Annotated in this window: 26 protein-coding genes and 1 pseudogene; 3 read left to right on the top strand and 24 right to left on the bottom strand. The window is 40.1% G+C overall.

The window, feature by feature from the left end:
* The first annotated feature begins 52 nt into the window (after positions 1-52).
* Complete coding sequence (locus DW005_RS04480) at positions 53-508, top strand: substrate-binding domain-containing protein (RefSeq protein ID WP_117478325.1); 456 nt, start codon at positions 53-55, stop codon at positions 506-508.
* Between the two features lie 8 nt (positions 509-516).
* On the opposite strand, the gene DW005_RS04475 is transcribed toward DW005_RS04480, so the two are convergent.
* Positions 517-978 (bottom strand): GNAT family N-acetyltransferase, encoded by a 462-nt coding sequence (locus DW005_RS04475; RefSeq protein WP_117478324.1) that lies wholly within the window; start codon positions 976-978, stop codon positions 517-519.
* A 131-nt stretch (positions 979-1,109) separates the two neighbouring features.
* Here DW005_RS04475 and DW005_RS04470 point away from each other — a divergent pair, with 131 nt between their 5' ends.
* The gene (locus DW005_RS04470; protein ID WP_117478323.1) at positions 1,110-4,529 is read left to right on the top strand and encodes a DUF4982 domain-containing protein; all 3,420 of its coding nucleotides are present in this window, start codon (positions 1,110-1,112) and stop codon (positions 4,527-4,529) included.
* Between the two features lie 50 nt (positions 4,530-4,579).
* Here DW005_RS04470 and DW005_RS04465 read toward each other — a convergent pair whose 3' ends face one another.
* The 4 genes from DW005_RS04465 to mtaB form a co-directional block, all read right to left on the bottom strand.
* The gene (locus DW005_RS04465) at positions 4,580-4,732 is read right to left on the bottom strand and encodes a type II toxin-antitoxin system RelE/ParE family toxin (protein ID WP_117478322.1); all 153 of its coding nucleotides are present in this window, start codon (positions 4,730-4,732) and stop codon (positions 4,580-4,582) included.
* Positions 4,729-4,929 (bottom strand): hypothetical protein, encoded by a 201-nt coding sequence (locus tag DW005_RS04460; protein WP_117478321.1) that lies wholly within the window; start codon positions 4,927-4,929, stop codon positions 4,729-4,731. The genes DW005_RS04465 and DW005_RS04460 overlap by 4 nt, the downstream gene beginning before the upstream one ends.
* A 63-nt stretch (positions 4,930-4,992) precedes the next feature.
* Complete coding sequence (gene mgtE, locus DW005_RS04455; protein WP_117478320.1) at positions 4,993-6,381, bottom strand: magnesium transporter; 1,389 nt, start codon at positions 6,379-6,381, stop codon at positions 4,993-4,995.
* 37 nt (positions 6,382-6,418) lie between these two features.
* Entirely contained in the window at positions 6,419-7,714 is a 1,296-nt protein-coding gene (mtaB, locus tag DW005_RS04450) for a tRNA (N(6)-L-threonylcarbamoyladenosine(37)-C(2))-methylthiotransferase MtaB (RefSeq protein WP_117478319.1), read from the bottom strand.
* A gap of 155 nt (positions 7,715-7,869) precedes the next feature.
* On the opposite strand from mtaB, the gene DW005_RS04445 reads away from it, so the two are divergent.
* The gene (locus DW005_RS04445; protein WP_022376692.1) at positions 7,870-8,103 is read left to right on the top strand and encodes an HPr family phosphocarrier protein; all 234 of its coding nucleotides are present in this window, start codon (positions 7,870-7,872) and stop codon (positions 8,101-8,103) included.
* A 91-nt stretch (positions 8,104-8,194) separates the two neighbouring features.
* Here the strand turns inward: DW005_RS04445 and thiI are convergent, their stop codons facing one another.
* The 19 genes and pseudogenes from thiI to DW005_RS04355 form a co-directional block, all read right to left on the bottom strand.
* On the bottom strand, positions 8,195-9,382 hold the full coding sequence (thiI, locus tag DW005_RS04440) for a tRNA uracil 4-sulfurtransferase ThiI (RefSeq protein ID WP_022376691.1): 1,188 nt from the start codon (positions 9,380-9,382) through the stop codon (positions 8,195-8,197).
* Positions 9,383-9,394: 12 nt separating this feature from the next.
* Positions 9,395-10,558: a cysteine desulfurase family protein gene (locus DW005_RS04435; RefSeq protein ID WP_117478318.1), complete on the bottom strand. Its 1,164-nt coding sequence runs from the start codon at positions 10,556-10,558 to the stop codon at positions 9,395-9,397.
* Positions 10,559-11,320, bottom strand: a complete 762-nt coding sequence (locus DW005_RS04430) for a 16S rRNA (uracil(1498)-N(3))-methyltransferase (protein ID WP_117478317.1) — start codon at positions 11,318-11,320, stop codon at positions 10,559-10,561.
* Between the two features lie 89 nt (positions 11,321-11,409).
* On the bottom strand, positions 11,410-12,087 hold the full coding sequence (locus DW005_RS04425) for a hypothetical protein (protein WP_117478316.1): 678 nt from the start codon (positions 12,085-12,087) through the stop codon (positions 11,410-11,412).
* A gap of 284 nt (positions 12,088-12,371) precedes the next feature.
* Positions 12,372-12,782, bottom strand: coding sequence for an HI0074 family nucleotidyltransferase substrate-binding subunit (locus tag DW005_RS04420; protein ID WP_117478315.1), 411 nt, complete (start codon positions 12,780-12,782; stop codon positions 12,372-12,374).
* Entirely contained in the window at positions 12,766-13,044 is a 279-nt protein-coding gene (locus DW005_RS04415; RefSeq protein WP_242989361.1) for a nucleotidyltransferase domain-containing protein, read from the bottom strand. The genes DW005_RS04420 and DW005_RS04415 overlap by 17 nt, the downstream gene beginning before the upstream one ends.
* Positions 13,045-13,121: 77 nt before the next feature.
* Complete coding sequence (locus tag DW005_RS04410; protein WP_117478314.1) at positions 13,122-13,340, bottom strand: hypothetical protein; 219 nt, start codon at positions 13,338-13,340, stop codon at positions 13,122-13,124.
* Positions 13,331-13,954 carry a DUF6033 family protein gene (locus tag DW005_RS04405; protein ID WP_117478313.1) on the bottom strand — a complete coding sequence of 208 codons (624 nt, stop codon included), beginning with the start codon at positions 13,952-13,954 and terminating at the stop codon, positions 13,331-13,333. Before DW005_RS04405 ends, DW005_RS04410 begins: the two co-directional genes overlap by 10 nt.
* 87 nt (positions 13,955-14,041) lie before the next feature.
* Positions 14,042-14,209, bottom strand: a complete 168-nt coding sequence (locus DW005_RS13770) for a hypothetical protein (protein WP_181974939.1) — start codon at positions 14,207-14,209, stop codon at positions 14,042-14,044.
* A gap of 505 nt (positions 14,210-14,714) precedes the next feature.
* The gene (locus DW005_RS04400; protein WP_181974938.1) at positions 14,715-16,997 is read right to left on the bottom strand and encodes an EAL domain-containing protein; all 2,283 of its coding nucleotides are present in this window, start codon (positions 16,995-16,997) and stop codon (positions 14,715-14,717) included.
* Between the two features lie 111 nt (positions 16,998-17,108).
* A pseudogene (locus tag DW005_RS04395) lies at positions 17,109-17,804 on the bottom strand (HAMP domain-containing sensor histidine kinase); the annotation flags it as partial.
* A 415-nt stretch (positions 17,805-18,219) separates the two neighbouring features.
* Positions 18,220-18,915, bottom strand: a complete 696-nt coding sequence (gene vanR / locus DW005_RS04390; RefSeq protein ID WP_022376681.1) for a VanR-ABDEGLN family response regulator transcription factor — start codon at positions 18,913-18,915, stop codon at positions 18,220-18,222.
* A 72-nt stretch (positions 18,916-18,987) separates the two neighbouring features.
* Positions 18,988-19,896, bottom strand: coding sequence for a C39 family peptidase (locus DW005_RS04385; protein ID WP_117478311.1), 909 nt, complete (start codon positions 19,894-19,896; stop codon positions 18,988-18,990).
* 131 nt (positions 19,897-20,027) lie between these two features.
* The gene (locus DW005_RS04380) at positions 20,028-20,666 is read right to left on the bottom strand and encodes a class I SAM-dependent methyltransferase (protein WP_022376679.1); all 639 of its coding nucleotides are present in this window, start codon (positions 20,664-20,666) and stop codon (positions 20,028-20,030) included.
* Between the two features lie 79 nt (positions 20,667-20,745).
* Positions 20,746-21,036, bottom strand: a complete 291-nt coding sequence (locus DW005_RS04375) for an antibiotic biosynthesis monooxygenase (RefSeq protein ID WP_117478310.1) — start codon at positions 21,034-21,036, stop codon at positions 20,746-20,748.
* Between the two features lie 156 nt (positions 21,037-21,192).
* The gene (locus DW005_RS04370; RefSeq protein ID WP_242989360.1) at positions 21,193-21,543 is read right to left on the bottom strand and encodes a response regulator; all 351 of its coding nucleotides are present in this window, start codon (positions 21,541-21,543) and stop codon (positions 21,193-21,195) included.
* 7 nt (positions 21,544-21,550) lie between these two features.
* The gene (locus DW005_RS04365; RefSeq protein ID WP_117478309.1) at positions 21,551-22,906 is read right to left on the bottom strand and encodes an MATE family efflux transporter; all 1,356 of its coding nucleotides are present in this window, start codon (positions 22,904-22,906) and stop codon (positions 21,551-21,553) included.
* 1 nt (position 22,907) lies between these two features.
* The gene (locus DW005_RS04360; RefSeq protein WP_117478308.1) at positions 22,908-23,345 is read right to left on the bottom strand and encodes a MarR family transcriptional regulator; all 438 of its coding nucleotides are present in this window, start codon (positions 23,343-23,345) and stop codon (positions 22,908-22,910) included.
* 152 nt (positions 23,346-23,497) lie between these two features.
* Complete coding sequence (locus DW005_RS04355) at positions 23,498-25,369, bottom strand: InlB B-repeat-containing protein (protein WP_117478307.1); 1,872 nt, start codon at positions 25,367-25,369, stop codon at positions 23,498-23,500.
* Positions 25,370-25,387 lie beyond the last annotated feature (18 nt).

Genomic DNA, 25,387 nt, shown 5'->3' with positions numbered 1-25,387 from the left:
GAAAAAATGGTGCCAGGACAACAGTCCTAGCACCACTTTGTCTACAGTCTGAATCGCCTATATCGGCGATTGTACTTATGAGTCACGTTATGTTGGCTATTATCAAACATTACTAACACACCACATTCCCTTTGATTATCGCCATGTGCACCCAAGCAGTCAAACGGAAGAAGAGGGAGCCCGCATCATGAACGACATCCTCAAAGAAGAGGAGCCTCCTACCGCTATTTTCTGTGCCAATGATTGTACAGCACTTGGTGTACTCCGCTCATTAAATAAGTGCCGAAGAAAAAATTATCTTCCTTCTGTTATCGCAATTGATAACATTCGGAAGTCTGCCAAAACATCGCCGATGCTGACCACCATAGATATTCCAAAACAAGAACTTGCCCACTTCGCACTTCTTCTTCTGCTTGACCAGCAAAAGAAGGCTCACAAAGAATGTGTTCGAATTGAGCTTCCCTGTCGGCTGATAGAACGTGAAAGTTGTACCTATGCCCCTTGCTGAGAATCAATTCAAATCATTTTTCTCATCGGCGTAAAACGAATCCCATTTGCCTTTTGTTCCTTATCCAAAGGGACAAAACCGCTTTTCTCATAAAATCCTACGGCATATGGTGAAGCATTTACCGTAACCGCACGAATTTTAGGATTCTGTGCTAACACCTCATTTTCCACTATCTCTACAAGTTTCGTTGCCACTCCCAGATGGTGAAATTTCCCTCTCACAAACAAAAGACTGATGTGCTGTCCTGTGCGCAGGGCAATTACACCAATCAGATACTGGTTGAGATAACACCCATAAAATTTCATTTCGCCCTGATTGACTTTTTCCACCATATTATGATACTCAATAAAATGGCGGAAAGTCTGAATCCCCATTTCTTCATAATCCGGCACCTCAAATTCTTCAAAGACTTCCCAGATAAGTTCCAATGCCGGTCTTAGTTTCTCCGGCACAATTTTACAAATCTGCATATTTTTTCCCTTTCCAAAAAAACTACATCTTAAGTATAAAGAAATTCATTGCCTGTGTCAAAGTTTTTTGCTATCCTTATACATAGATAATTAACCCACATTCAAAACGACTTTTTAGGAGGATAACCTTTATGAAACAGCTTTTTAACAACGACTGGTTTTTCCACAGAGAACCACTGGAAACGACCATTGATACATTCTTCAATGCAAAGGACTGGGAGCCGGTTGACATCCCGCATGACTGGATGATTTACGACAGCAAAGATTTGTACGCTCAGGGAGTCAGCTGCTACAAAAAAACTTTTACGGTGCCTGCACTCGGTTTAGACCGACTTTCCATACTGTTTGAAGGCGTATATATGGATAATGAAATCTATCTGAATGGAGAGAAAATTTTCACATGGCCTTACGGCTACTCCCAATTTGAAATTGATTTGACTTCCTATGTCAAAGAAGGTGAGAATACCATCTGGGTAAAAAACACCTATGAACTTCCAAACAGCCGCTGGTATCCGGGCTCCGGCATTTACCGAAACGTCTGGCTTGTAAGACGTCCTGCCGTTCATTTCACAACAGATGGCGGTTATCTGGCAGCAAAAAAAGAAGGAAATACCTTCATTCTGCATGCCGACTACGAGATTCAAAACGATATCGATTCTGCCTGCGAGGTTACTCTTTGCCACACAGTACTTGCACCGGATGGTGAAGTGGCCGGTACAAGTAAAGAAACTCTTACCGTGCCTTGCGGCCTTACCGTAAACAAACAGACAATGACTTTTGAAAACCCACTTCTTTGGGATATTGAGTCACCGAATTTGTACACCGTACATAGTGAAATTATAAAAGACGAAACTGCCATTGATTCCAGTGATGAACGCTTTGGTTTCCGGACAATTGCCTTTGACCCGGATAAAGGTTTCTTTTTGAATGGCAGAAATGTAAAAATCAACGGTTCCTGTGAGCATCATACACTCGGTGCACTCGGTGCTGCCATGAACCGCGAGGCTGTCAGACGCCAGCTTACAATTATGCAGAAAATGGGTGTTAATGCCATCCGCAGTGCACATAATATGCCGGCACCGGAACTGATGGAATTATGTGATGAAATGGGTCTTCTTTTGTACACGGAAAGTTTTGATATGTGGGAACACTGCAAGACCGATTACGATTACGGAAATTATTTTAAAGACTGGTGGAAAACCGATTTGACAAGCTGGGTACGTCAAGACAGAAACCACCCATCCGTCTTTATCTGGGGCATCGGAAACGAAATCCACGACATCAATTTTGACCGTGGATTAGAAGTAACAAAAATGTTACGGGATGCTGTCAAAGAACTTGACTACTACGGCAATGCCGTTATTGGCATGGGTTCTAATATCATGGGCGGTGAGGGAGCTCAGAAATGTGCTGCTGAAGTTGATTTGGTCGGTTACAATTATATGGAACATCTGTATGATGAACACCACGAAAAATATCCGGACTGGTGCATTTTCGGAAGTGAAACTTCTTCCACTCTGCAAAGCCGTGGTATTTACCATTTCCCACTGACAAACCGTTTATTAACTTACGATGACGGACAATGCTCTTCCCTTGGCAACTGTACCACAAACTGGGGAGCTAAAAATACAGACGTCGTTGTATCTGCCCACCGTGACCGTGATTACTGTTTTGGTCAGTTTATCTGGAGCGGTTTTGATTATATCGGCGAGCCGACACCATATTTTACAAAAAATTCGTATTTCGGTCAGGTTGACACCGCCGGTTTTCCAAAGGACAGCTACTATCATTACATGGCTGAGTGGACGGATTATAAGACAAATCCGATGGTTCATCTCCTGCCTTACTGGGATTTTAATATCGGTCAGAAAATCGATGTCCGTGCCTTTTCCAATGCGCCAAAAGTCGAATTATTCTTTAACGGCAAATCTCTTGGTGCACAGACGATTGACCACAAAAAGGGCACTCACTTAGCCTGCGACTGGCAGATTGCCTATGAGCCGGGTGAGCTAAAAGCAGTTGCTTACGATGAAAACGATGCGGTAATTGCAGAAACCGTACAAAAATCTTTTGACGATGCCAAAAAAATCGTATGCAAGCCGAACAAAGAACAACTTTTAGCAAATGGCGAAGATCTTTTATTTGTCGAGATTAACACTCTCGATGAAAACGATACATTTGTTGCAAACAGCCGCAGCCGTGTTCAGGTTCACGTCAGCGGTGCCGGACGTTTAATCGGGCTGGACAACGGTGACAGCACCGACTTTGATTCCTACAAAGGAACGAGCCGCCGCTTATTCAGCGGTCGTCTTCTGGCAATTATCGCTGCCAAAGACACACCGGGAACCATTGATATCGAAGTCACTTCCAAAGGACTTACTGCTGCCGCCCTTTCGATTCCTGCCATTTCTTGTGATGTCCGTGATGGTATTTCCTGCTTCATGGAAAATAAAGAATCCGCAGAAGATTTAACCGATGAAATTCCGGTTCGCAAAATTGAATTAACGAACCACGGCACCAATCATTTCGACGAAAATGTGACAGAAACTACCGTTACCGCAAAAATTCTTCCTGCGGATGCAACCTACCGGGAAATTGAATTTAAGGCGGTTACACTTGATGGTGTCGAAAGCAATAGTGTGAAAATCGAGACAAACGGAACCGAGGCAACCATCCACGCATTAGGCGATGGTGAATTCCGCCTGTGTTGCAGCTGTAAAAACGGACGCGATGTGATGGAAGTAATGTCCGAGTTGGAATTTTGTGTGACAGGCCTCGGCGAGGCAACTTTAAATCCATATAAAATGGTAAACGGCATCGACTATAAGGACTGCACAAACGAAGCTAAGTTAAGTTTTCAAGGTGGTGTCTATATCACCGCTGAAGAGCGCACCCGCTTTCTCTTTGAAAATGTGGACTTTGGCGAATATGGATCAGATGAGATTCACATTCCGATTTTCTCGTTTGAAGATGAGCTGCCAATTGAAATCTGGCTTGGTGACTCTGAAAAAGACGGCAAATGCCTTGTCAAAGACAAGTATCAGGCAAAGAGCTGGTATAACCACTATCAGGAAAATGTTTACACTCTGCCGGAGCGAATCCGCGGTGTACAAAGCATTTCCATCGTGGTATACCCAAGCATCAAACTTTCCTTACAGGGCTTTTACTGCAAGACATTAAGCAAAGCCTACGGAAAAGTATACGCCATCGAAAACAATACGATTTCCGGTGATATGTTTACCGTTTTAGAAAAACAAATTACTGACATCGGAAATAATGTTACACTCGAATTTGAGCATATGGATTTTGGTGAAGAAGGACCATCAAAAATTACAATCTGCGGTCACTCACCAATTCCTGTCAACACGATTCACATCCGCTTCTTTGCAGAAGACGGCAGAGAGATCAATCACATGGCAGAATTTACGCAGAGTGATGATTACAAAGAAGTCACTTTCCCAATTAGCGGCTTTACCGGATACGGAAAAGTAAACTTTATCTTTATGCCGGGTAGTAAATTTGACTTTGACTGGTTCCAGTTTGAAGCATAGAAAGTAGAAAAAAGAAGTTCATTCGTGAGAGACGAGATAACGCTTCCGCGTTATAGTCTCTCGCGAATGAACTTCTTTTTTCTTGCTTGCGCCTGTAGTTCTTCCACAAAAGAACTTGCACGCTCAACATTGTCCTCCGCAATATAAGACCAAATTACATCTAAGTCCTCTAATGCATCAGGAGACCATTCTAGTTTTCTCATCTGTTCGCATGCATCTCCCTCTTTTTCCCAAAATACTCACTGACATCCTCATCCGAGAACGTTCCTTCTGTTTGACAGCGCTGTCTGCTATGTTCCAATCGACTCAGCATATACAACCGCTCAATAAGTTCAAATTCATTCATTTCGTCTGGCATTCGATTAATTTTTTCAATCACACTAGCTTTTGAACCACTCATACGGTCACCCCTTTTCCAAAATATTATCTATAGTATACCTCAAACAACATTTTTCTCAATATATTAATTCATTATGGGAATCAGGAACAGCCATGCCAATCCATAATACGTGACCACAGCCACCAAATCATTTACCGTAGTAATCAATGGACCGGATGCAACTGCCGGATCAATTTTAATTTTTGCAAAAAACAGTGGCACTAATGTTCCTACCAGACTTGAAATTACCATTGCTAAAAGCAGTGACACGCCAACACAGCCGGACACCAAAAATGCCGTCGGAAGGGCATAGCCCTTTAAGCCGAAAATATACAGTCCCAAAAAGACAAATGCCAGTCCGCCCAAAAGCAGCCCATTGCAGAAGCCAACTTTCATTTCTTTCAGCACAAGCCGAAGTTTTGCTTTTGCATTCAATTCATCATCCATCAGTACGCGAATCGTTACCGCCAGTGATTGTGTGCCGACATTTCCCGCCATATCTAATATAAGGGACTGGAAACAAATCACAATCGGAATCACCGCCACCACAGCTTCAAATGAGCCAACCACAGTTGACACGCCCATACCCAAAAGAAGCAGGATGATTAACCATGGCAGTCTTTTTTTCATACTTTCCTTTGTTGTCTCACGCAAGTCTTCCTCTGCTGTCAAACCGGCTAACTTCGCATAATCCTCACCCATCTCATCATCAACTGCCTCGATAACATCCTGAGCCGTCAAAATACCAATAATTTCTTTTTTATCATTTAATACCGGAAGCGAATCCTCAGCATAATCCTTGATTTTTTCAATGCAGTCGGATATCTTTTCGCAGTCTAACAAATACGGATACGAATAACTAATGAGGTCATCCAAATCATCATTTTCTCTGGCAATAATTAAATCCTTTAAATCAATCGCACCACTGAATTTATTATTCTCATCCACAACATAAAGCGTTGAAATATTGTCGTTTTCACCTGCCTGTACAATCAGCTCACGCATAGCCTGGCGAATATTCAATGTCTTTTTAATACAGATATAATTGGTCGTCATAAGACTACCAATTTCCTCTTCATCATACGAATGAATCAACTGAATATCTGCCTTGACATCCTCGTGCAGAATCGGACGCAGTTTTTCCTTTACACTCTCATCAATTTCCTCCAGCAAATCAACTGCGTCATCAGAATCCATTTCATTGATAACTGCCGCCAGTTTATCAATCCCGATTTCCTCAATATAGTCTTCCGGTTCCTCAATAAAAGTAAAAATTTCAGATACCCATTCAGGCTCTAATATATTATATAAATGGATTCTTTCTTCTTTTGTCAGTGCTTCTAAACTTCTTGCAATATCATTATCATGGTAGTCATGTAATTTCTCAATAATTTCTTCATCCGGCAGACCACTTCTTATAATCGATACAATTTCATCGGTAAACTGTGGTTCTTTTAAGATTTCTTTTTCCATACTCATTCCTCCGTTCAGGTATAATGCAAATCAATCCTCACACCAAAACATGCTCCACAAAAACCTCATGAATCTCATTTTCCACATACCCTTTTTCTGCTGCCTCGGATGCTAAAACGCCAATCTTTACATAACGTTCGTTGTGTCCAATCAGAAACTCTTTCCCTTCATGGGAAACAACTTCTTCAAACAGTACCTTTTCCCGTTTTGAAACAAAAGCATCCGCATAATTTTTCTGATATTCTTTTGTATCCTGTATGAGCAAATCACTCCTGTGTTTTTTCACCTGCGGGTCAACCTGGTCTGTCATTGCCGCAGCTCTTGTTCCTCTGCGCGGCGAATAAGGAAAAATGTGCAAATCAGAAAAAGCAATTTCCCTCAGAAAATTTCTTGTAATCAAAAATTCTTCCTCGGTTTCTCCCGGAAATCCCGTTATGACATCCGTGGTAATCGCCGGATAATCAAAATATTTTCGCAGAATTTCCACTTTTTCCTTATACTCTGCACTTGTATAATGCCGGTTCATCCGCTTTAATACCGTATCGCATCCGCTCTGCAGGGATAAGTGGAAATGCGGGCACACTTTTTTTATTGCCGAAAGTTCTTTTGCAAAAGATTCCGTAATAATTCTTGGTTCGAGTGAGCCAAGCCGGATTCTCTCAACCCCCTCAATTTCTGCGACTTTTGAAATCACAGCCAAAAGTGGTTTACCTTCAAGGGAGACAAAATTTAATGCATCCGAAAAATCCACGCCATAAGAAGACAGATGAATCCCGGTAAGAACAACTTCTTTATAGCCCTGCTTCGCCAACAATTCTACATGAGAAATAACCTCATCTTCTGGCATGCTGACTAACTTACCTTTGCCTCTGACATAAGGAATCATACAATAAGTACAAAACTGATTGCATCCATCCTGAATTTTCAGATATGCTCTTGTTCTCTCATGCTCCACATGACGGCTTCCCATCGTCTGTGTTTCTTTCGGCGTCAAATGAAATTGTTCCACAAAACGCTCTGCCATATGCTCTTTTTCCCGATTTGAGAAAAAGGCATCAACAGCCGAATCCTCTTCAAGTTTTGCCTCGCCGCTCTCAACATAGCAGCCAACTGCCACTACTAAACTATCCGGATTTTTCTTTTTCGCACGGTGTAACATCTGCCTGGATTTCCGGTCAGCCATATTCGTCACCGTACACGTATTTACAATATAAACATCCGCTTTTTCCTGAAAATCTACTACATCAAAGCCAAGAGACTGAAACTGTTCCATCATTTGTTCCGTCTCATAAAAATTTACTTTACAGCCAAGTGTCAAAAAAGCAACTTTCATTTTATTCTTTTCCTTCCATAGCATTTTGCACAAAAAACAATATTTTTTTGAAAAGACCTCGTTTATTTTTTATATTGACATACTTCGTTAATCATACTAATATAATACGTGAAGAGAGGAAAATCTCTTAACACAAAATAAGGAGGTAATATAGTATGAAAACAGTTAAAATTTCTTTAAACTCAATCGACAAAGTAAAAGCTTTTGTCAACGAAGTAACAAAGTACGATGCAGAGTTTGACTTAGTATCCGGAAGATACGTTATTGATGCAAAATCCATCATGGGTATTTTCAGCTTGGATTTGTCAAAACCAATCGACCTCAATATTCACAGCGAGAACAACATTGATGAAATTCTTGCTAAACTTGACGAGTTCATCGTTAAATAAAAAATATAATATTGGGTTTGTTACTTAGCATGGGGCGGCATGATGGCCGCTTCTTTTTTTGTCTCAAAACGACGCACCGCCCCACAAAATTTTATTCTGGTTTTACACAGATTACTTCACGTTCTTCAATCGCTTTCTTTACCATTTCATCAATTTTTTCCGCTAAGTTTTTCTCAGACTCTTCCATCTTTGCAATGTCCGGTTTCGTCACCGGATGCTTTGCCACAAAAATCGTACAGCAGTCTTCAAACGGCTGAATCGATGTCTCAAAGGTATCAATCTTTTCCGCAATCTCAATAATTTCATTTTTATCAAAAGCAATCACCGGACGGAACACAGGCATATTACATACCGCATCCGTTGCCGCTAAACTCTGCATTGTCTGGCTCGCCACCTGTCCGACACTTTCACCGGTAATCAGTGATAAGCAGTGACGTTCTCTCGCAATTTTTTCTGCAATCCGCATCATGTATCTGCGCATAATAATTGTCAATTCATCGTGCGGACATTTATCATAAATATACAGCTGAATATCTGTAAAATTCACAATATGGAGATTGATATTACCCGCATACTCGGAAACAAGACGCGCTAAATCTACAACCTTTTGTTTGGCACGCTCACTTGTATATGGCGGTGCATGAAAATAAACTGCTTCAATTTTCACGCCACGTTTTGCCATCATATAGCCGGCAACCGGACTGTCAATACCTCCGGATAAAAGCAGCATTGAGCGGTCACTTGTACCAACCGGCATACCGCCGGGTCCTTTGATACTTGTCACATACACATAAGCACGTTTGCGGATTTCAATATACACTTTAATTTCCGGATGGTGCACATCAACCGACGCATTTGGCATATTTTCAATGATATACTCACCAGCCTGCATGCAGATATCCGGGCTTTTCATCTCATATTTTTTATCGCTTCGTTTGGCAAATACTTTGAATGTGAATGGGCGGTCACCCAGTTCTTCTTTCATATGAGTCACCAGTTCCTCACATACATGGGAAAATGTTTTATCCTCTACTAGAACAACCGGACAGATATGAGCAATACCAAAAACATGGCTCAGCCCTTCCATCACTTCTTCCTTGTCAAAATCATCCGAAAGAGCCTCCACGTAGACGCGTCCCTGCTCCTTCTCTACCATAAATTCACCCACACAGCGGTCCAAACGCTCACGCACACGGCGAACCAATGCATTTTCAAATACATAACGGTTTTTTCCTTTAATTCCGATTTCTGCATATTTAATCAAAAAAGCTCGTACCATTTTTCTCTCCTTCTATCGTCTTGTATACCGTGCTAACACCGGTACCAATTGTTTTAATTCCGTAATTGTCTGTTTTAACTGCTCAATCTGTGTCTCCACGGAAAAACTAAACCGCAGCGTACAGTCAAGCCGCTCATTTGCAACGCCAATCGCTTTCAGCGTTCCACTGATTCCCGGATGATTTGAGGAACAGGCGGACCCGGAAGAAACATAAATTTCTTTTTCCTCAAGGGCATGCAAAAGCACCTCGCTTCGGACACCGTCAAAACTCACACTCACAATATGAGGTGCCGTCTCTTCTACCGCAGAAGCATCACAGGCATTTACAACAGCCCCATCAACTTCTCCAATATGAGAAACAAAATACTGTTTCAATTCATACAAGTGCTTTCTATTTTCCTCCAGATTTGCATACATTTTTTCTGCAGCCAGAGAAAGCCCGGCAATTCCCGGTACATTTTCCGTTCCGGAGCGCATCCCCTGCTGCTGCCCACCGCCATGAATATAGGGATGAATTTTAACCTTATCCCCAATATATAAAAATCCGGTTCCTTTCGGTCCATGAATTTTATGACCGCTGACACTCAGCAAATCAATTCCCATTCGTTTTGGATAAATATTCATTTTCCCATATGCCTGAATCGCATCTACATGGAAAATAATATCCTTGTTAAATGCTTTTACAATTTTAGAAAATTTCTCGACATCCAAAATCGCACCAACTTCGTTATTCACAAGCATCGTAGAGACTAAAATCGTATCCTTACGTAATGCATTCTCAAGCGTTTCCTCACTCACATGCCCCATTGAATCCACGGGAAGGTAAGTGACTTCATAACCCATTTTTTCTAAATATAACAGCGGCTCATAAACAGCCGCATGCTCAAAACAGGTTGTGATAATGTGCTTGCCTGCACGGGCATTTGCAAGTGCTGAACCAATCAGCGCCATGTTATTACTCTCCGTACCGCCGCTTGTAAAAACAATGTTTTTCGCCGCACACTTTAACGTTTTGGCAATCTGTTCTCTCGCCTGTCTTACATAACGCTCTGCGATAACACCTTTCATGTGAAGGGATGATGGATTTCCAAAGTCCTCGTACATCACCCGCGTCACCAAGTCACAGACCTCTGAAAATGGTCTCGTCGTCGCCGCATTATCCAAATAACATTCCATTTATTCTTCCTCATTTCTTCCTTCGATTAAAAACATAAGAATCGACAACGCTGCTAACCCTGCCGTTTCCGTCCGCAAAATTCGTTTACCAAGAGAAATCGGTTTAATCCCTTGTGCCACTGCCGCTTCCACTTCCCCGCGTTCAAAACCACCTTCCGGTCCGATAAAAATGCCAATCCGGCCGCCTCTTTTTATTTGAGAGGCCTCCGTAAAGGAAAGAACTGACTCTTTCATGCCCTCGCACAATTCGTAAGGAATCATCACATAATCCATTTCATCTGCCATAGAAAGTGCTTCCGAAAAACTTTTCACCGCCGTCACTTCCGGTAAAACACCTCTACCGCTTTGCTTTGCGGCCGATTCAGCAATAGTACGCCATCTTGTCACTTTCTTTTCTTCTTTTTTGGCGTCCAGTTTTACCACGCATCGTTTTGTTTTCACCGGCACAATGGATGCTGCTCCCAATTCCACTGCCTTTTGAATCACGAGTTCCATTTTATCTTTTTTCGGCAGTGCCTGAAACAATGTAATTTCCACCGGAAGTTCTGAAACCGCCGGTTTCTCATCCCGAATCAAAAGACTTATCTCGCTATCGGAAACCGCCAGAATCTCGCACTCATAATCCACACCTTTCCCACAGGAAACCATTATCTTTTCCCCTTTTGCCATCCTGAGAACATTGCGGATATGGTTTACATCATCCCCATGTATCACAATTTCATTTTCCGTGCGGTTTTCCTCCGGTACAAAAAAACGGTGCATCCTTCTCTTCCTTTCCTTCAACATACGAACGGCACAAACAGCGTCCTTCCTGTCTGTGCCGCACGGTTGTATTCGTTTATTCTTTTTCGTTAAATCAACGTGCCAAACATCGTATATGTCGACTTGCCCTGATTCAATGCAATCTGGTTTGTACTCTGATTGTACAGTGTCGATGCTTTCTGTGCCACGCGGTCAGCAAGTGAACCGCTGCCTGAAAACAGTGCCTTCAAATCACTCATATTTGCTGCCTTGAATTTCGTCTCATCCAAAGACAATGTATTATCGTCATTGATTGTAATTCCAACTTTATTCAAAAGTCCCTGACTCAGATTCATCTGTTCCGTTCCCCATACAGCCGTCTGCAAAATACTATATGAGTTCATACTTTTTGTTGTACCAAGTACACTGTTGTACCGGCTCACAAAGTTCTTCGCCTTATCTAATAAATCTTCTGCTTTTGTATTATCACCATAAGAAGCATTTTTTAAATCATTTGCTGCCTGATACAGCTTCTGTGACGAACTCTTTAAACCAGACAACTTTGTGCCACTGTCTGCTGTACCGGAGTTTTTAATTGTCTCCGCAGAATCACTGCTCTTCTGTTTTGCCACATAAGCTTTCATCGCTTTTTTGTAAGCACCTTTTTGAATCATCTGCAAGTCGCCAATCGACGACAAAAGTGAGCCGCCCCTTGTACTGCTAGTTCCAAAAAATGTGTCTACAAATGAATTTGCTCCATATGTTCCTAATCCATACATATTATTCATAACATTCACTCCTTTGATTACTGCATCGGTACTCCATTACCTTAACTCTGCGACAATCCTATCGCAGTTTTATCCACTATCTTTAGTATAGCAGAAAATGGGTATGTGTCAAGTCGTTGGCACTTTTTGATTTCCGTAATTCAGGAGAAAAGTCAAAGAAACTGGCAACGAATATTTGACGCAAACAAAACCAGCCAAACTCAGTTTATCCTTATCTTATAAATGCGTCCTGGAACACTTTCCTGTATACGGTTGTTACCACATCCAATAACGATACACGGCCTCTAATTAAGGCTATCCCCCAACTGCTTCACTTTGTCGGCAAAAATGTAAAACAGATCAATATATTTCCTAACAATTGCGTCACAATGCGTTTTCACAATTTCGCAATCATAATCATGAGTAAGTTCATTCCTCACTTTTAGCATTTCCATCCATGCCTCATCAGAAATCAAATTTGCTTTGAATGCCTCTCGCAACACTTCTCTTGGAGAACCAGCAACAAACCCCGTGATTGCATAGTACTGCACCAAAATGTCTTTCATAACCTTCCATGCCAAATCAAATGTAATACTAAACTTTGCACTTGTTCCACTCAAGACAAATGAATCAGAAAAATCTCTGTTTTTTGCCTCCGATAATGCATCCAGCGAATTACAAAATGATGTAAACCGGCGATTAAATTTTTCGTCCATACTGTCTGATATCCTCCAATAACAACTGATTTTTACAAGTATCCATATTTACCATATCGACGCTGTATAATGTTGGCAGATTTTCCACTTCTTCGACAAGTGCATCAAAATCTTTGACACCGGTTACTGCAATGTCAATGTCGCTTCGTTCCCTCGCAGTTTCCTTTGCTCTTGAACCATATAATATAACTTCTTTTGCTCCAAAATCCCGACAAAGATTTGCCGTTTCTCTGATTACCTGCTCTGCTTTCAAAAGTATCACCTGCCTCTTTCCTATACTAGCATTTTGTGAAGGAACTGGCAACTTCCTTATCCTCATCCTCTTTTTCTTTTGCCACATCAGCAATCTTTTGATTTAGTGTTCCCAAAGTATTCATCTGGGATGCAGATGCTGACAATTTCTTCTGCACTCAATGATTTATTCGAAGAAATTTCCTGCTGCTCTTTCTGCTTTCTGGCAATCTCGTTTTTAATATTTATGCTAAAAGAATCCATCTTCTGTGCCATTTTAATTCCAGCTGTCTTGGAACCAGCTCCGCTCAGTCCATTTACCTGCATTTTTCATCTCCTCCTGTTAATCGAAATTGAATCCCCTTAAATCGGTTTTGTAAATACGCCCGGCACGCTTTTCCTTTTTTCTTTGCCAGTTTCTTTTCTAAAATTTCATTTGTATGGTCTGACATTTTCTTCAAAAAGGAACTCTTATCTGAATTTTTTGTAATAACCCAGCCGCCCCAGTTTCCATTTTCGTCGCAAAACCAGCCGTCGCTTACCACTTCCCGCCCCTGTGCTTTCATCTGTGCCTTAAACTGTTTGGAGCAATTCGTTAAAAACTTAACATCCTTTTCAAAGGTCATTCTCGCCTCTTCATCAGTTCCCAGTTTGTCTAAATATTTCGGATGAATTACAAAATTCACATCCGATGAATTGCCATATGTCTGCCCGTAACCTACAGTTCCCACAAAAAACTTAGTTCCACTATTTCGCTTTTCCACTTCCTGTATAAAATCAAGACCGGATGAAGCAGCATCCGATATACTTTTCTCATAACTCACACCACCATTATTAACCACCGTCCGAGACGATGGTTTCGAATCCGATGCCTTCATCCCAACTGTCTCTTGATTTTTCACCGGATAGAAATAACCATTCCCAATTCCATTTACTGCCATAATGCCATCCTCCTTGAAGTATTACTCGTTTGAACTCCATTTCAAACATACTTTATAGTGTAAATATCGGCATTATTAATAAAAAACTTAAATCAAAAACATCTTCGCCAGCACACCCTCTTTTTCTATTTCTTTTATATTATCAAGTTTAATTGTTCCATTTGGAAATATACTTAAGATGCGGTCACAGTACATATTGACTGCATATCCCACAACTCCCAGTGCGAACATAATTCGAATGATTAGTATTGTCATATTTTTGTCCTCGCCCTTCCTTGTTGTTAGTTGTATCTAACTAATCATACCATTTTGCCTGTTCTTTAGCAACCTTTCTACAGTAAAATAATCCAATAGAAGCAGTTGTTTTTTTATCACGTGTCTGTTATAATATTTTCAGTGCTACCCTATCGGCAAGCGGTTAGCCTTCTCCGCAAGAGTTTTAGCTTGCGATTACATAGAGCATCCTTTTATGGAAATCTTTCGAGGAGGTTTTTGCTTATGCTAACCATTAGTGACCTTATCTCAGTGCTCGCACTGTGTGCGACCTTTTATAGTCTTGGTTATACGCATGGTAAGCATAATTCCAAGACACAAAAATAACCGCCCCTGTCTGACAAACTTTGGCGGTCATTTCTGACAAAATTATCAGGCTATCCGCATAGGCGGTAGCACTTCTTATTAATATCATAATATCATTGAATGGTTTTTATGTCAAATGAAACAAAAAATCCGGTCGCGTCTCAATCCTGCTCTCCCCCCTCTACATATATCTCTCCTCAAATTCACTCACCGGAATCGGCTTTGAAAAATAATACCCCTGATAGATTCCGCATCCCATCTGTGAGAGTTTGACAACCTGTTCCTCTGTCTCCACGCCCTCTGTGATCACAGAAAGACCAAGCATTTTACTAAGAGATATAATCATATTTAAAATCGTCATACTTCTTTCCAAATGTTCCGGTTTTGTTGTTCTTAAAAATCCCATATCGATTTTTAACACGTCAACATCTATATCCTTCAACGTATTAAAAGAAGAATAACCGCTTCCAAAATCATCAATTTCCACTTCAAAACCATATTTTCTAAACTGACCAATGATTTCAAGTTCTCCGGCAGTTCCCGTCATGATAGCCGTTTCCGTAATCTCCAGTTTCAAAGTTGATGGCACAATTTGATACTTTTCCACAAGAGACGTGATGGTCTTATAAACATCCATATAACAAAAATCCTTTGTAGAAATATTTACGGATATATATAGATCATCCCTTCCGTTTTTCTGCCACTGTGCCAATTTTTCAACAGCAAGCTCCCACACAAACCGGTCAAGCCGGTAAATAAGTCCTGTCCGCTCAAAAATTTCAATAAAATCTCCCGGAAAAATCAATCCGCGTTTCGGATGCTGCCATCTTACAAGAGCCTCTGCCCCAATCATTTTTCCTTCCGATGTCATCTGGGGTTGTAAGTACATGCAAAACTGCCCTTTTGCAATCGCTTCATCGAAATCCCCTACAAGCTGTTTTTCTTCAATAGTTTTATCCAATATAACATCACTATAATAGGCAATCGATTTGTCATAGTTTTCATACAATGTTTTCATGGCAAGATTTGCTTTATCACACATGATGGAAACATCCTCATCTCTGTCCGTAATTTCGTAAACACCAATATACATATACAAATGATACATATCATTATCAAACGCATGTCTCATTGTCTGTACCATATTCATAAAATTCTGCTCCAAAAATTGAGTTTTTGGAACACACATTGCAAACTTATCCCCACCAATTCTGCCATGGACAATACCTTCACCACATTGTTCCCTAAAAATGTCCGCCTGCATTTTTAGGACTTCGTTTCCCTTTTCAATTCCAAAAAGATCGTTAATCAATTTAAAATCCTTAATATCAAAACATACTAACAGCCAGTCCTCGTCTGTTTTTTCTTTTAAAACTTCTGCTACTTTTACTGAAAAATAGTCTTTATTATATAATCCGGTAAGCGTATCATGCGTCGCCAAATATTTTTCTTTTTCATAGGCAAGACGTTTTTCTGTTGTATCAATGAGATTTAAGAAAAATCCTATGTATTCACCCTTCTTTGCAAATATCTTTCTATATTCTATATCAAAATAATGTATTTCATTGTCAATCGTCCTTTGGGCACTCCATTCCACGCAGTCCCGGTTGTCAAAATCATGTCCACACAGCCAATTCTGCACCTGCTCGGAAAATCCTGCAATATCATTTGACAAGTCATGAAATATACTGCGTGCATGATCATTTGCATAGACACATTCCCCACTAATATCAAAACAGATTACCGCATTATTCATACCTGCCACCACAATGGACAATGTTTCATCAATCAACTCCCTTGGCGACCGATATAACGTCAAATAACAAATTAAAATGGATGCAAATACAAAAAACGGAAGAGAAATATCTAATGGAAATCCCGAAATATTACATACAATATTTAATATAACAATCACACAAAATACTCCGAAAATTGGAACATATTTCTTGCGGTAAAAATCCGATATTTGCACAATCTTTGTCAAAAAAGATGCAATAATGCAAAACATCAAACAATAGGAAAATCCATAATGAAGATAATAAAAAATCGTTTTATCACTAATATGATACATCTGAAAACTTATATAGTTTTCTGCTTTCAACGTAAATACATGATGAAAAAATACATTTAGAAGCAGTGAAATTCCATCCAAACCTGCAACAACAAAACAGCCTGTCCGAAACAAAGTCACTTCGTTAAAAACCCGGGTATACTGTTGTGAATACTGTAATATATAAATCAACAGCACGTCAAAAGAAAACAGATACAGTCCTTCCATAACATACGAAAACAGTTGGTTGTCTGAAAGCACAAATACCCCATTACTAAGAATGGTGATAATCACAAGAACAAGACATTTTACAATAGAAGATGCCACTTCACTTTTTACTTTTCCAGCATATTTTATACAAATCAATATTGGAATTATCATTAACAGCAATACCAGTATATATACTTTGTCCATATAGGCGTCCTCCATTCAAATATAATCTATCCACTTTCATTATACAATGAAAAATATACTTGTCAAATGACCTTTCAAAGTTGTTTGTATCAAGTGTTTATCGACGCATTTTCATTCACACGGAAGTTCTACTTCAAACACAATTGTCTCATCCGCACTCTCTGCCCGTATCTGTCCGTAATGCATCTCCACAATCTGTCTGGCAATAGCTAAGCCAAGTCCTGAACCACCCGTTGCAGAAGACCTTGATGCGTCCACACGGAAAAACTGCTCAAAAATATGTTCCAATTTTTCTTTAGCAATCGTCCGCCCATGATTTTGTACACGAATCAAAACTTTGTGCTCTTTCGTCATCCGCTTCATTAACAAATGTATGACCGTATCCGGATAACTATAATTGACAGCATTGCGAAGCAGATTATCAAAGACGCGTTCCAATTTATCAGCATCTCCGGACAAAATAATATCTTTCTCAATCACAGATTCTACAGATAATCTCTTTTCCTGCAAAATCGGCTCAAACTCGCTAACAATCTGTTCCAGCATACGGCTGAAATGGATTGTCTCTTTTTCCAGCGTCATAACAGAAAGATTAAAACGCGTAATATCAAAAAATTCATTTATTAATTCTTCTAGTCTTTCTGCTTTATTGAGTGCAATTTCTGTATAACGTTCACGTAATTTTTCCGATATTTGCAGCTCATCCCGAAGCAATGACAAATATCCTATCACACTGGTAAGAGGTGTTTTTAGGTCGTGAGCCAGATATACAATCAAATCATTCTTTTTCTGCTCTGCCTCCTTCGCCGCCATCTCATTTCGCAGCGCCTGCTCCCGCACAAGATTCAACTCATTTTGCACGCCCTCCAAAGAACGTGGCATTTCCAATGGCTTTTCCGGCCAGGACACCATTTTCCCTGCGGCATCCACAATCTCATCTATTTGCCGGAATACACGATACAAATAATAGATTGTCACAATCAACCAGATTGCTCCGCCAATTGCTGCACAAACAGTAATGATATGCAGATTAAGCCAATGTAATAACGGCCAGTACGAATCCGACGGATACCATACTCTGACTGACAAAACAAGTTTTGATAATATAACAAATAATGCCAGACTACCGATACATACCCCCAGTGTAATGACATACTGCATCATAAGCTGTCTTGCCTTATGATTATGCTTTTCCCCTTGTTTTTTCTCTAACTTTGCATTCTTACTCAATGGTATAACCTACCCCCCAGACTGTTTTTATAAACTTTGGTTTTCGTGGCATCTCATGCATTTTATCCCGTATTCTGGCAATGTGTGCCATTACCGTATTGTTGTTGTCCAAATATTTTTCTTTCCATACCGCTTCAAACAACTCCTCAGAAGACACAACATTCCCCTGCCGCTTCGCCAAATACCAGACTATATCAAACTCCAAAGGCGTAAATGCAACTTCCTGTCCATTCAACGTACATTTATGGCTAGCCTTAGAAATATGCATACCCCGTATATCAATCTCTTCATCCTGCTCCCCTGCAAAACCTACTGTATTATATCGTGTATAACGTCGTAACTGCGTTTTCACACGAGCGGTAAGTTCCAACGGGTTAAATGGTTTTGTAATATAATCATCTGCTCCCACCGTCAATCCCATAATTTTATCTAAGTCCTCTACCTTCGCCGTCAGCATAATAATGGGAAAATAAAACTTCTGGCGAATCCTTCTGCAAAGTGCAAATCCATCCATGTCAGGAAGCATAATATCCAATACGGCGAGACTAATTGGTGTTGTCTCCAAACAATTAAGAGCATCCCCTGCATTATAAAACTTGTACACCGTATATCCCTCATTTTGTAAATACACCTCTACTAAATCTGCAATTTCCCTTTCATCATCTACCACCAGAATATTCTCAGCCATCTGCGTATTCACCTCTTCCATTTACTCATTTGAGGTCATTGTACTACAAACAAATAGCTTCTGCAAATGTCCTCACCGGCAATATGCCCACAAATTTTTTATCTGTGGCTCAAGCACCTCATAATCCCATAAGCAACTCCTGCGAATACAATTGGGATCGTTTACCTTAATCTTTCCATACTTCATCCCGGTCAACACAATAAAATGCCCCTCTGTTGTAAAATCTCCCGGTCCCACACTGCAAATAATCGGCTGTCCCTGCTGCAATGCGGTTTGAACGGTTTTCTTACTCAAGCTAATTTCACGTCCCTCAACGCCAAGATATGAAGCACCTTCGGTAAGCAGACTCCAGCTCGTTCCCGTTCCTTTTAGATAATAGCCATTTTCCTGTGCATATTCTGCAATCTTATCCGGTGTTGCATTTCGATTGCCGGTCAGCCCCACAATCACCATTGACAAACAAGTCGGAGCACAGCCCGATAAACCAATATCACTGCTCCCATAGGATACATATCCCCATCTTCTATCCCATTGCAGCAAAAGAGGTATCTTTCCCTCACATTCTTTTTTTGTTAATTCACCGTGCGCAGATTTATCTGCTATTAAATATCCAGCCACAAAATTCAACATCTCCGAATTATTACAAAGAGAACGTAATAATACCGTCGGATATTCCGCCCGATTGTTATAAATACTTTCATATGTTTGATTTTTCTTGGACAAACGGCTTAATTCATTTGTAATCTGTGCTTCGCTAAACTTTTTGGGTGCTTTCTCCTTTTCACCATGAACGGACATATTCTCAGCAGACACATCATATACTTCATCAGATTGCCACTGTCTAATCCATGTTACTGCACTTCCAAAAAATTTCCATATCACCATCAGCGCCAAAACAATTGCAAGACCTCTTACTAATTTTTGTTTTCTTTGTTTGCTTCTCCTCTTAGCAAGGATTGTCTGACTGTTTATTCTTTCCATAAAAATAGCCTCCTTTGTCAGTTTCTGATAACATCATAGCAGAACAAAAAAGGCTATTTTTATAGTTCCTATCACAACTTTCTGATATCTTTCTTCATAATTTCTTACAAAATTATGACTGTACTTTCCGATTATTTACTCACCACACAATGCATGCGCATTCCCTTTCGAATCTCCAGTTTTTCTACCTTTAAACCCGCCTTTTTACAGCAGTCCGTAACCACTTCTCTTGTAGCGATTGTCACATCTCCGTGCCCACACAAATTTGCCAGAGGAAGTTCTATCTTATCCATAAACCATAATAACAATTTATTATCACTGGTTACATCCCGAAGTACAAGCCTTCCACCGGGACGAAGACACCTTTTTACGCTGTCAAAAAATGCCTGTGGATTCGGATAATGATGAAAGCTATTCGAGCAGATAATGGCATCAAACGCATTGTCCTCAAACGGAAAATTCTCGCAATCACCAACTACAAAATCAGCATTTGGAATATTTTTCTTTTTTGCCTGTTCAATCATTGCCGGTGTCAAATCAAGTCCTGTATAATGACGATCCGGATATTTTTCCGCAAGCAGAGAAATCATTGGCGCAGGTCCACATCCGGCGTCCAAAAGGTCTGAAAAATCTTCCTTTTCCAGTTCCTCCAAAATATCCGGGTAATCTTTTTTACACATCTTATAAATTCCCGCATGGTCGCTTTCATAATTTTTAGCCGCCTTTGTAAATTCTTTCACCGACATATTTTTATATTCTTCATCTGTCATCACATTTCTCCTTTCACGATTAGCCACGTCTAACTAATGTTATTTTAGCATAACCAGTCACGAATGCAAGAGTTAATTATTATACCGAAATCTCACGCACCGATGTATCTAGGACGTATTTCTCCTTTATCTCTTTCAAAATATGCATATGCTCACTCCGCAAATGTTGTTGCTGCTGTCCTTTTGATTGCCACTGTTCAACAAGAAGCACACAAGCCGGGTTGACCGCATCATAATAATAATCATAAGATATACAGCCGTCTTCTTGACGTATTTCTTCTAAAACTCCGGAGGAAATCACTTCCTTCACAAAATCCTTTCTTTTATTTAGTTTTGTCTGATATTTCACAAGCAGTATGAGTTGTTCCATATTTTATGACCTCTTTTCAGTTATATTTTCATAAATCGCACGAACTACTTTTTCTTCCTCCAACGGCTTTGCCAGATGTGCATTCATGCCTGCTGCCATGCATTTTTCTTCATCCTCCTTAAAGGCATTTGCCGTCATCGCTATGATTGGAATTGTCTAAGCGTCCGGACGCTCCATGGCACGTATTGTTTTGGTCGCAGTAATCCCATCCATCACAGGCATCATAATATCCATGAGAATAACATCAAAAGCTTCCTCGGCGGATGCTTCAAATTTATGTACCGCCTCAAGTCCATTGGATACCGGTTCTACCAATGCACCACAGTCTTCTAATATAAACCGGGCAATTTCCATGTTCAATTCATTGTCTTCGGCCACTAAAATTCTAAGACCGGTGATATCTGCATCTGCAGCCTCTTCTTTTTCTTGTGCTTTTGCCTGCCTGTCAAGTCGGAAAGGAATTACAACCGTAAAACAACTGCCTTCTCCCAGTTCACTTTCTATCACCTCAATACTATTTCTTCTTTATCCGGCAAGTGTTCTTCCTCACAAAAACAATATAAAAAATCACATTCAAAACAATTCCAAAACATGTCGCAACAGGGGCCGCCAATCCTATTTTAGTAAGACTTGCATGTGGCTGTATACTCATAATATAGGCAAGAGGCAGTCTCACTAACAATGTCTGAATCAGTCCCTGAATCATTACCCATACCGTTTTTTCATTTCCATTAAAAAATCCTACCATACTAAATAAAATGGCTGTAACAATCGTCTCCGGTGCAAACCCTCTCAAGTATTCTGCACCCTTTTGAATTACAGCCGAATCGGTTGTAAAAATAGATGTTAAGTAATCGCCAAAATTCCATACACAAATAAATACTACCGCACCGACAACCAAACCAACTCCCATGCCGGTAAACATAGACTTTCTTGCTCGTTCATTTTTTCCGGCACCAACATTCTGTGATACAAACGATGCCATAGACTGCATAAGCGCACTTGGAACAAGCATTGCAAAATTGACAATTTTACAAGCAACTCCGTACCCGGAGGAAGCTTCCAGTCCAAGCTTATTGATAAAGGCACAAAGTGCCAAAAAAGACATCTGTGTCAAAAATTCCTGAAGCGCCAATGGCAATCCCACACGAACAAATCTCTTACACTGTTTATTAATTTTAAAATCCCGTTTTTTAATATGAAAACCATAATTTTTCTTCTTTAGAATAATAATGGCAAGAATGACACTTACCGCCTGAGCCGCAACTGTTGCAATCGCGGCACCGGCCGTATCAAGATGAAAACCAGCTACAAGAATCAAATCTCCGATAATATTTACAACGCATGCAACCGCCACAAAAATAAGCGGTGATTTGCTATCACCAAAGCCTCTGAAAATGGCTGCTAACACATTATAGGCAACAATAAAAAATATTCCGCCTCCGCATATTCTTACATAAACGGATGTAAGGGCAAGCGCCTCTTCTGGTGCCTGCATCAATACCGCTAATGGATTCGCAAAAAATACCATCACAACAAATAATATAATACATATGATTGTAAATACCGTCACGGCTCCTCCTAACAATTCGCCGATTTGTTCCACTTTCTTTGCCCCAATATACCGTGCAATAAGCACCGTAATTCCCATTGCAAACTGCGTGATTACAAAGGTAACAAGATTCAATATCTGACTGCCTGTAGATACCGCCGACAACCCAACCGTCGTTCCAAATCTTCCTACAACAAGCAAATCTACTGCACCATATGCCGCCTGTAATACAAGTGCACCTAAAACAGGCATCATAAATGGAATTAATTTATTTAAAATACTTCCCTGTGTAAAATCCGCTTTTTCTCTCTGATTCATTTCATTTTCTTCCCTTCATAACTTCATATAATTTTTCTATCGTCTCTATCATGTTATCCGCATCCGCGTCAGAAATATCATCAAGTTCTGCACTAAGTTCACCAAAATACTGGTCTACATATTTATCCACTAAGTCTTTTCCTGACGCAGTAATTTTAATAAACACAACTCTTCCATCTGTTTTTGCTGCCTTCTTTTCAACAAGTCCAAGTTTTTCCATATCTTTTGTAATTTTGGTAACACCCGGTCTTGGCAGCCCCAATTCATCGCTGATATCACTTACTTTTATATTAGTTGTTTTTAATTCTAATTTCCGTATTGTATCCAAATAATGAATGTGAGTGGATGTGACTCCATTCGGCAGTTTAGGAAGTAAATCCCTTACACGTTTCGCCAGATAACAAGCATCCATTACTTTCTTAATCTTATCTCTCTGCATAATAAAATACTCCTTTCGCAATTTGATTACCTAATGTAATTACTTTACATAATCAATATACCTGCATTTTCCCTTTTTGTCAACAGCATATTTTTTAAGATACACACAAAAAAGGGACACCCCTTAAATCAAGGTGTCCCCGTCACATTTTCCTATTTCTTTTGTTTTCTCAAAACTGTTCTTTTACTCCACTTACTGTAATATTTTTTGCCGTTAACAATCTTGTATGCACGAATTCTGGCATAATATGCCTTTTTCTTTCCTTTGAGACGAATCCACTTATTGGTGTGCTTGGCTTTAATTTGTTTCGTCGTCTTTTTGGTAAATTTTTTAGATGTAGAATACTGAATCTCGTATCCACTTACATCTGTCACTTTCTTCCAGTAAATTTTGACCCGCTTTCTGTTTTTCTTCAAATGTTTTTTGCTGATGTATGGTCTTTTTACTGTAATCTTTTCCTTTACGATATTATCTTTCGGTGTTTCTTTTTTATCCGTTGTGTCCGTGTTGTTTGTGTTTGTATTTCCGTTACCTTTAGTACCTGTATTAGAACCGCCATTATCACCGGTTCCACCATTTTCCTTGTTTGGGTCCTTTATTTCTCCGCCACCTGTTTCACCGCCGCCTGGGTTATCCGGTTCATTCTTTTTCGCCACAATACCGTAAAGACTTAGATGCATTGTGTTAAAAATCACACAACCATCTTCCACGGTGCATTTAAAACGCTCCATTATTTTACCATCTTTTACATATACAACTTCATAGGAATCATAATCCTTCAACTCGTCCGGAAGTATAAGTTTCACTCGCATCGGACAGCCATTCACCTGTACAATTTCTTGATTTTTCATCAAATTAATATCCAGCAGATATTTTAAATTTTCTTTTGCCAAGGTCTCCGGAATCGTCATATTAGCCATTTCAAGAGAATATTTTTCATCCTTTGGCAGTTCCAGTTCCACACTTCCTCCGGTACACGAAACAACCGTAACTTCGTCTTCCTCCGGTACATTAGGTGTATTGGGCTCTTTTTCCCAGAGTGCATACAAGGTTACATATTTGTAATAGCTCTCATTGTCCAGCAACTCATCTTTTTCCAGGTCATCCCCATTATCCTTACGCCAGCTTTCGCTAGATATCAACTGATATGTTTTCCCACTGCCGTCTTTTTTACTATTCCATCCCTTAAATCTGTACCCACTTCTTTGTGGAATATAGTGAAAAACAGGCATAGCCATATCATCATCCGCACCGAGATAATCGTACTTTTTCACAAATTCGTCTTCTATCATACCTCCGTTGGCATCCAGATTTAATACATACGATGTTCCCTCAAACGTTGTCTTTTTATAAAGGGCATAAATCACCAATGAATCACCACTTTTAAAATACGACTTATCCAGTGCACTTGTTAAAAATTCACCATTGCAGCCCCATCCACAGAAAGTGCAGCCTTCGCGCTCTGCCGCATACTTGGACATATCTAGTGATTTAAGCTCGTCTTCCTTATATGTTAATAGAATCTTGGTCTGACCGGGCAAAGCACTGCCGGTAATTTCTCCGCCATTCCCATTCAAAAGCACACGATACTCTTCCTGTTGTTCTATTTCGTCACCTAAGAATAATGCGTATAAACTGCAGCCATTTGTAAATTGCACACCGCCCATGCTTCCTGAACTATTAAAATCATCGATGCTTAACTCTTCTATAGTATCTACAGCAGCCGAACCTTTTGCCCATCCTGAGAACTTTCTAATCTCATTATAAGCAACAACACCATTTGTAAGTTCAGACACGTTTAATACCGTTTCGCCCTCATCTACGTTAAACTTAATTACCTTGCCGGACTGACCGTCAATATTTGCTACCTCCTTATCTGACCCCTTTAGATTCAATACCAATGCATACTTTCCATCCTCCGCAATCGTAAACGCACCGGCCTCTTTCGTTCCAAACCACATTGCCGCCACGGTAAGCACAAACATGGCAAGCATGCAAAACTTCATTTTCCCTTTCATAATCATACATATCCTCCTTTAGAT

The sequence above is a fragment of the Clostridium sp. AF36-4 genome (assembly GCF_003435975.1).
In the GTDB taxonomy this organism is placed as follows: Bacteria; Bacillota; Clostridia; order Lachnospirales; family Lachnospiraceae; genus Eubacterium_F.
Note: the sequence above shows the minus strand (reverse complement) of the source record. Positions and strands in the feature narration are given on the sequence as shown.

Excerpts from the sequence above, each read along its gene's own strand:
- DW005_RS04355 (WP_117478307.1), bottom strand. The coding sequence starts at position 25,369 with ATGATTATGAAAGGGAAAATGAAGTTTTGCATGCTTGCCATGTTTGTG.
- DW005_RS04420 (WP_117478315.1), bottom strand. The coding sequence starts at position 12,782 with ATGGACGAAAAATTTAATCGCCGGTTTACATCATTTTGTAATTCGCTG.
- DW005_RS04365 (WP_117478309.1), bottom strand. The coding sequence starts at position 22,906 with ATGAATCAGAGAGAAAAAGCGGATTTTACACAGGGAAGTATTTTAAAT.
- DW005_RS04380 (WP_022376679.1), bottom strand. The coding sequence starts at position 20,666 with ATGACAGATGAAGAATATAAAAATATGTCGGTGAAAGAATTTACAAAG.
- DW005_RS04430 (WP_117478317.1), bottom strand. The coding sequence starts at position 11,320 with ATGCACCGTTTTTTTGTACCGGAGGAAAACCGCACGGAAAATGAAATT.
- mgtE (WP_117478320.1), bottom strand. The coding sequence starts at position 6,381 with ATGGAAAAAGAAATCTTAAAAGAACCACAGTTTACCGATGAAATTGTA.
- vanR (WP_022376681.1), bottom strand. The coding sequence starts at position 18,915 with ATGGCTGAGAATATTCTGGTGGTAGATGATGAAAGGGAAATTGCAGAT.
- DW005_RS04445 (WP_022376692.1), top strand. The coding sequence starts at position 7,870 with ATGAAAACAGTTAAAATTTCTTTAAACTCAATCGACAAAGTAAAAGCT.
- mtaB (WP_117478319.1), bottom strand. The coding sequence starts at position 7,714 with ATGAAAGTTGCTTTTTTGACACTTGGCTGTAAAGTAAATTTTTATGAG.
- DW005_RS04470 (WP_117478323.1), top strand. The coding sequence starts at position 1,110 with ATGAAACAGCTTTTTAACAACGACTGGTTTTTCCACAGAGAACCACTG.
- DW005_RS04460 (WP_117478321.1), bottom strand. The coding sequence starts at position 4,929 with ATGAGTGGTTCAAAAGCTAGTGTGATTGAAAAAATTAATCGAATGCCA.
- DW005_RS04435 (WP_117478318.1), bottom strand. The coding sequence starts at position 10,558 with ATGGAATGTTATTTGGATAATGCGGCGACGACGAGACCATTTTCAGAG.
- DW005_RS04400 (WP_181974938.1), bottom strand. The coding sequence starts at position 16,997 with ATGGACAAAGTATATATACTGGTATTGCTGTTAATGATAATTCCAATA.
- DW005_RS04410 (WP_117478314.1), bottom strand. The coding sequence starts at position 13,340 with ATGCAGGTAAATGGACTGAGCGGAGCTGGTTCCAAGACAGCTGGAATT.
- DW005_RS13770 (WP_181974939.1), bottom strand. The coding sequence starts at position 14,209 with ATGACAATACTAATCATTCGAATTATGTTCGCACTGGGAGTTGTGGGA.
- DW005_RS04375 (WP_117478310.1), bottom strand. The coding sequence starts at position 21,036 with ATGGAACAACTCATACTGCTTGTGAAATATCAGACAAAACTAAATAAA.
- DW005_RS04405 (WP_117478313.1), bottom strand. The coding sequence starts at position 13,954 with ATGGCAGTAAATGGAATTGGGAATGGTTATTTCTATCCGGTGAAAAAT.
- DW005_RS04475 (WP_117478324.1), bottom strand. The coding sequence starts at position 978 with ATGCAGATTTGTAAAATTGTGCCGGAGAAACTAAGACCGGCATTGGAA.
- DW005_RS04465 (WP_117478322.1), bottom strand. The coding sequence starts at position 4,732 with ATGAGAAAACTAGAATGGTCTCCTGATGCATTAGAGGACTTAGATGTA.
- DW005_RS04385 (WP_117478311.1), bottom strand. The coding sequence starts at position 19,896 with ATGGAAAGAATAAACAGTCAGACAATCCTTGCTAAGAGGAGAAGCAAA.
- DW005_RS04360 (WP_117478308.1), bottom strand. The coding sequence starts at position 23,345 with ATGCAGAGAGATAAGATTAAGAAAGTAATGGATGCTTGTTATCTGGCG.
- thiI (WP_022376691.1), bottom strand. The coding sequence starts at position 9,382 with ATGGTACGAGCTTTTTTGATTAAATATGCAGAAATCGGAATTAAAGGA.
- DW005_RS04425 (WP_117478316.1), bottom strand. The coding sequence starts at position 12,087 with ATGAATAATATGTATGGATTAGGAACATATGGAGCAAATTCATTTGTA.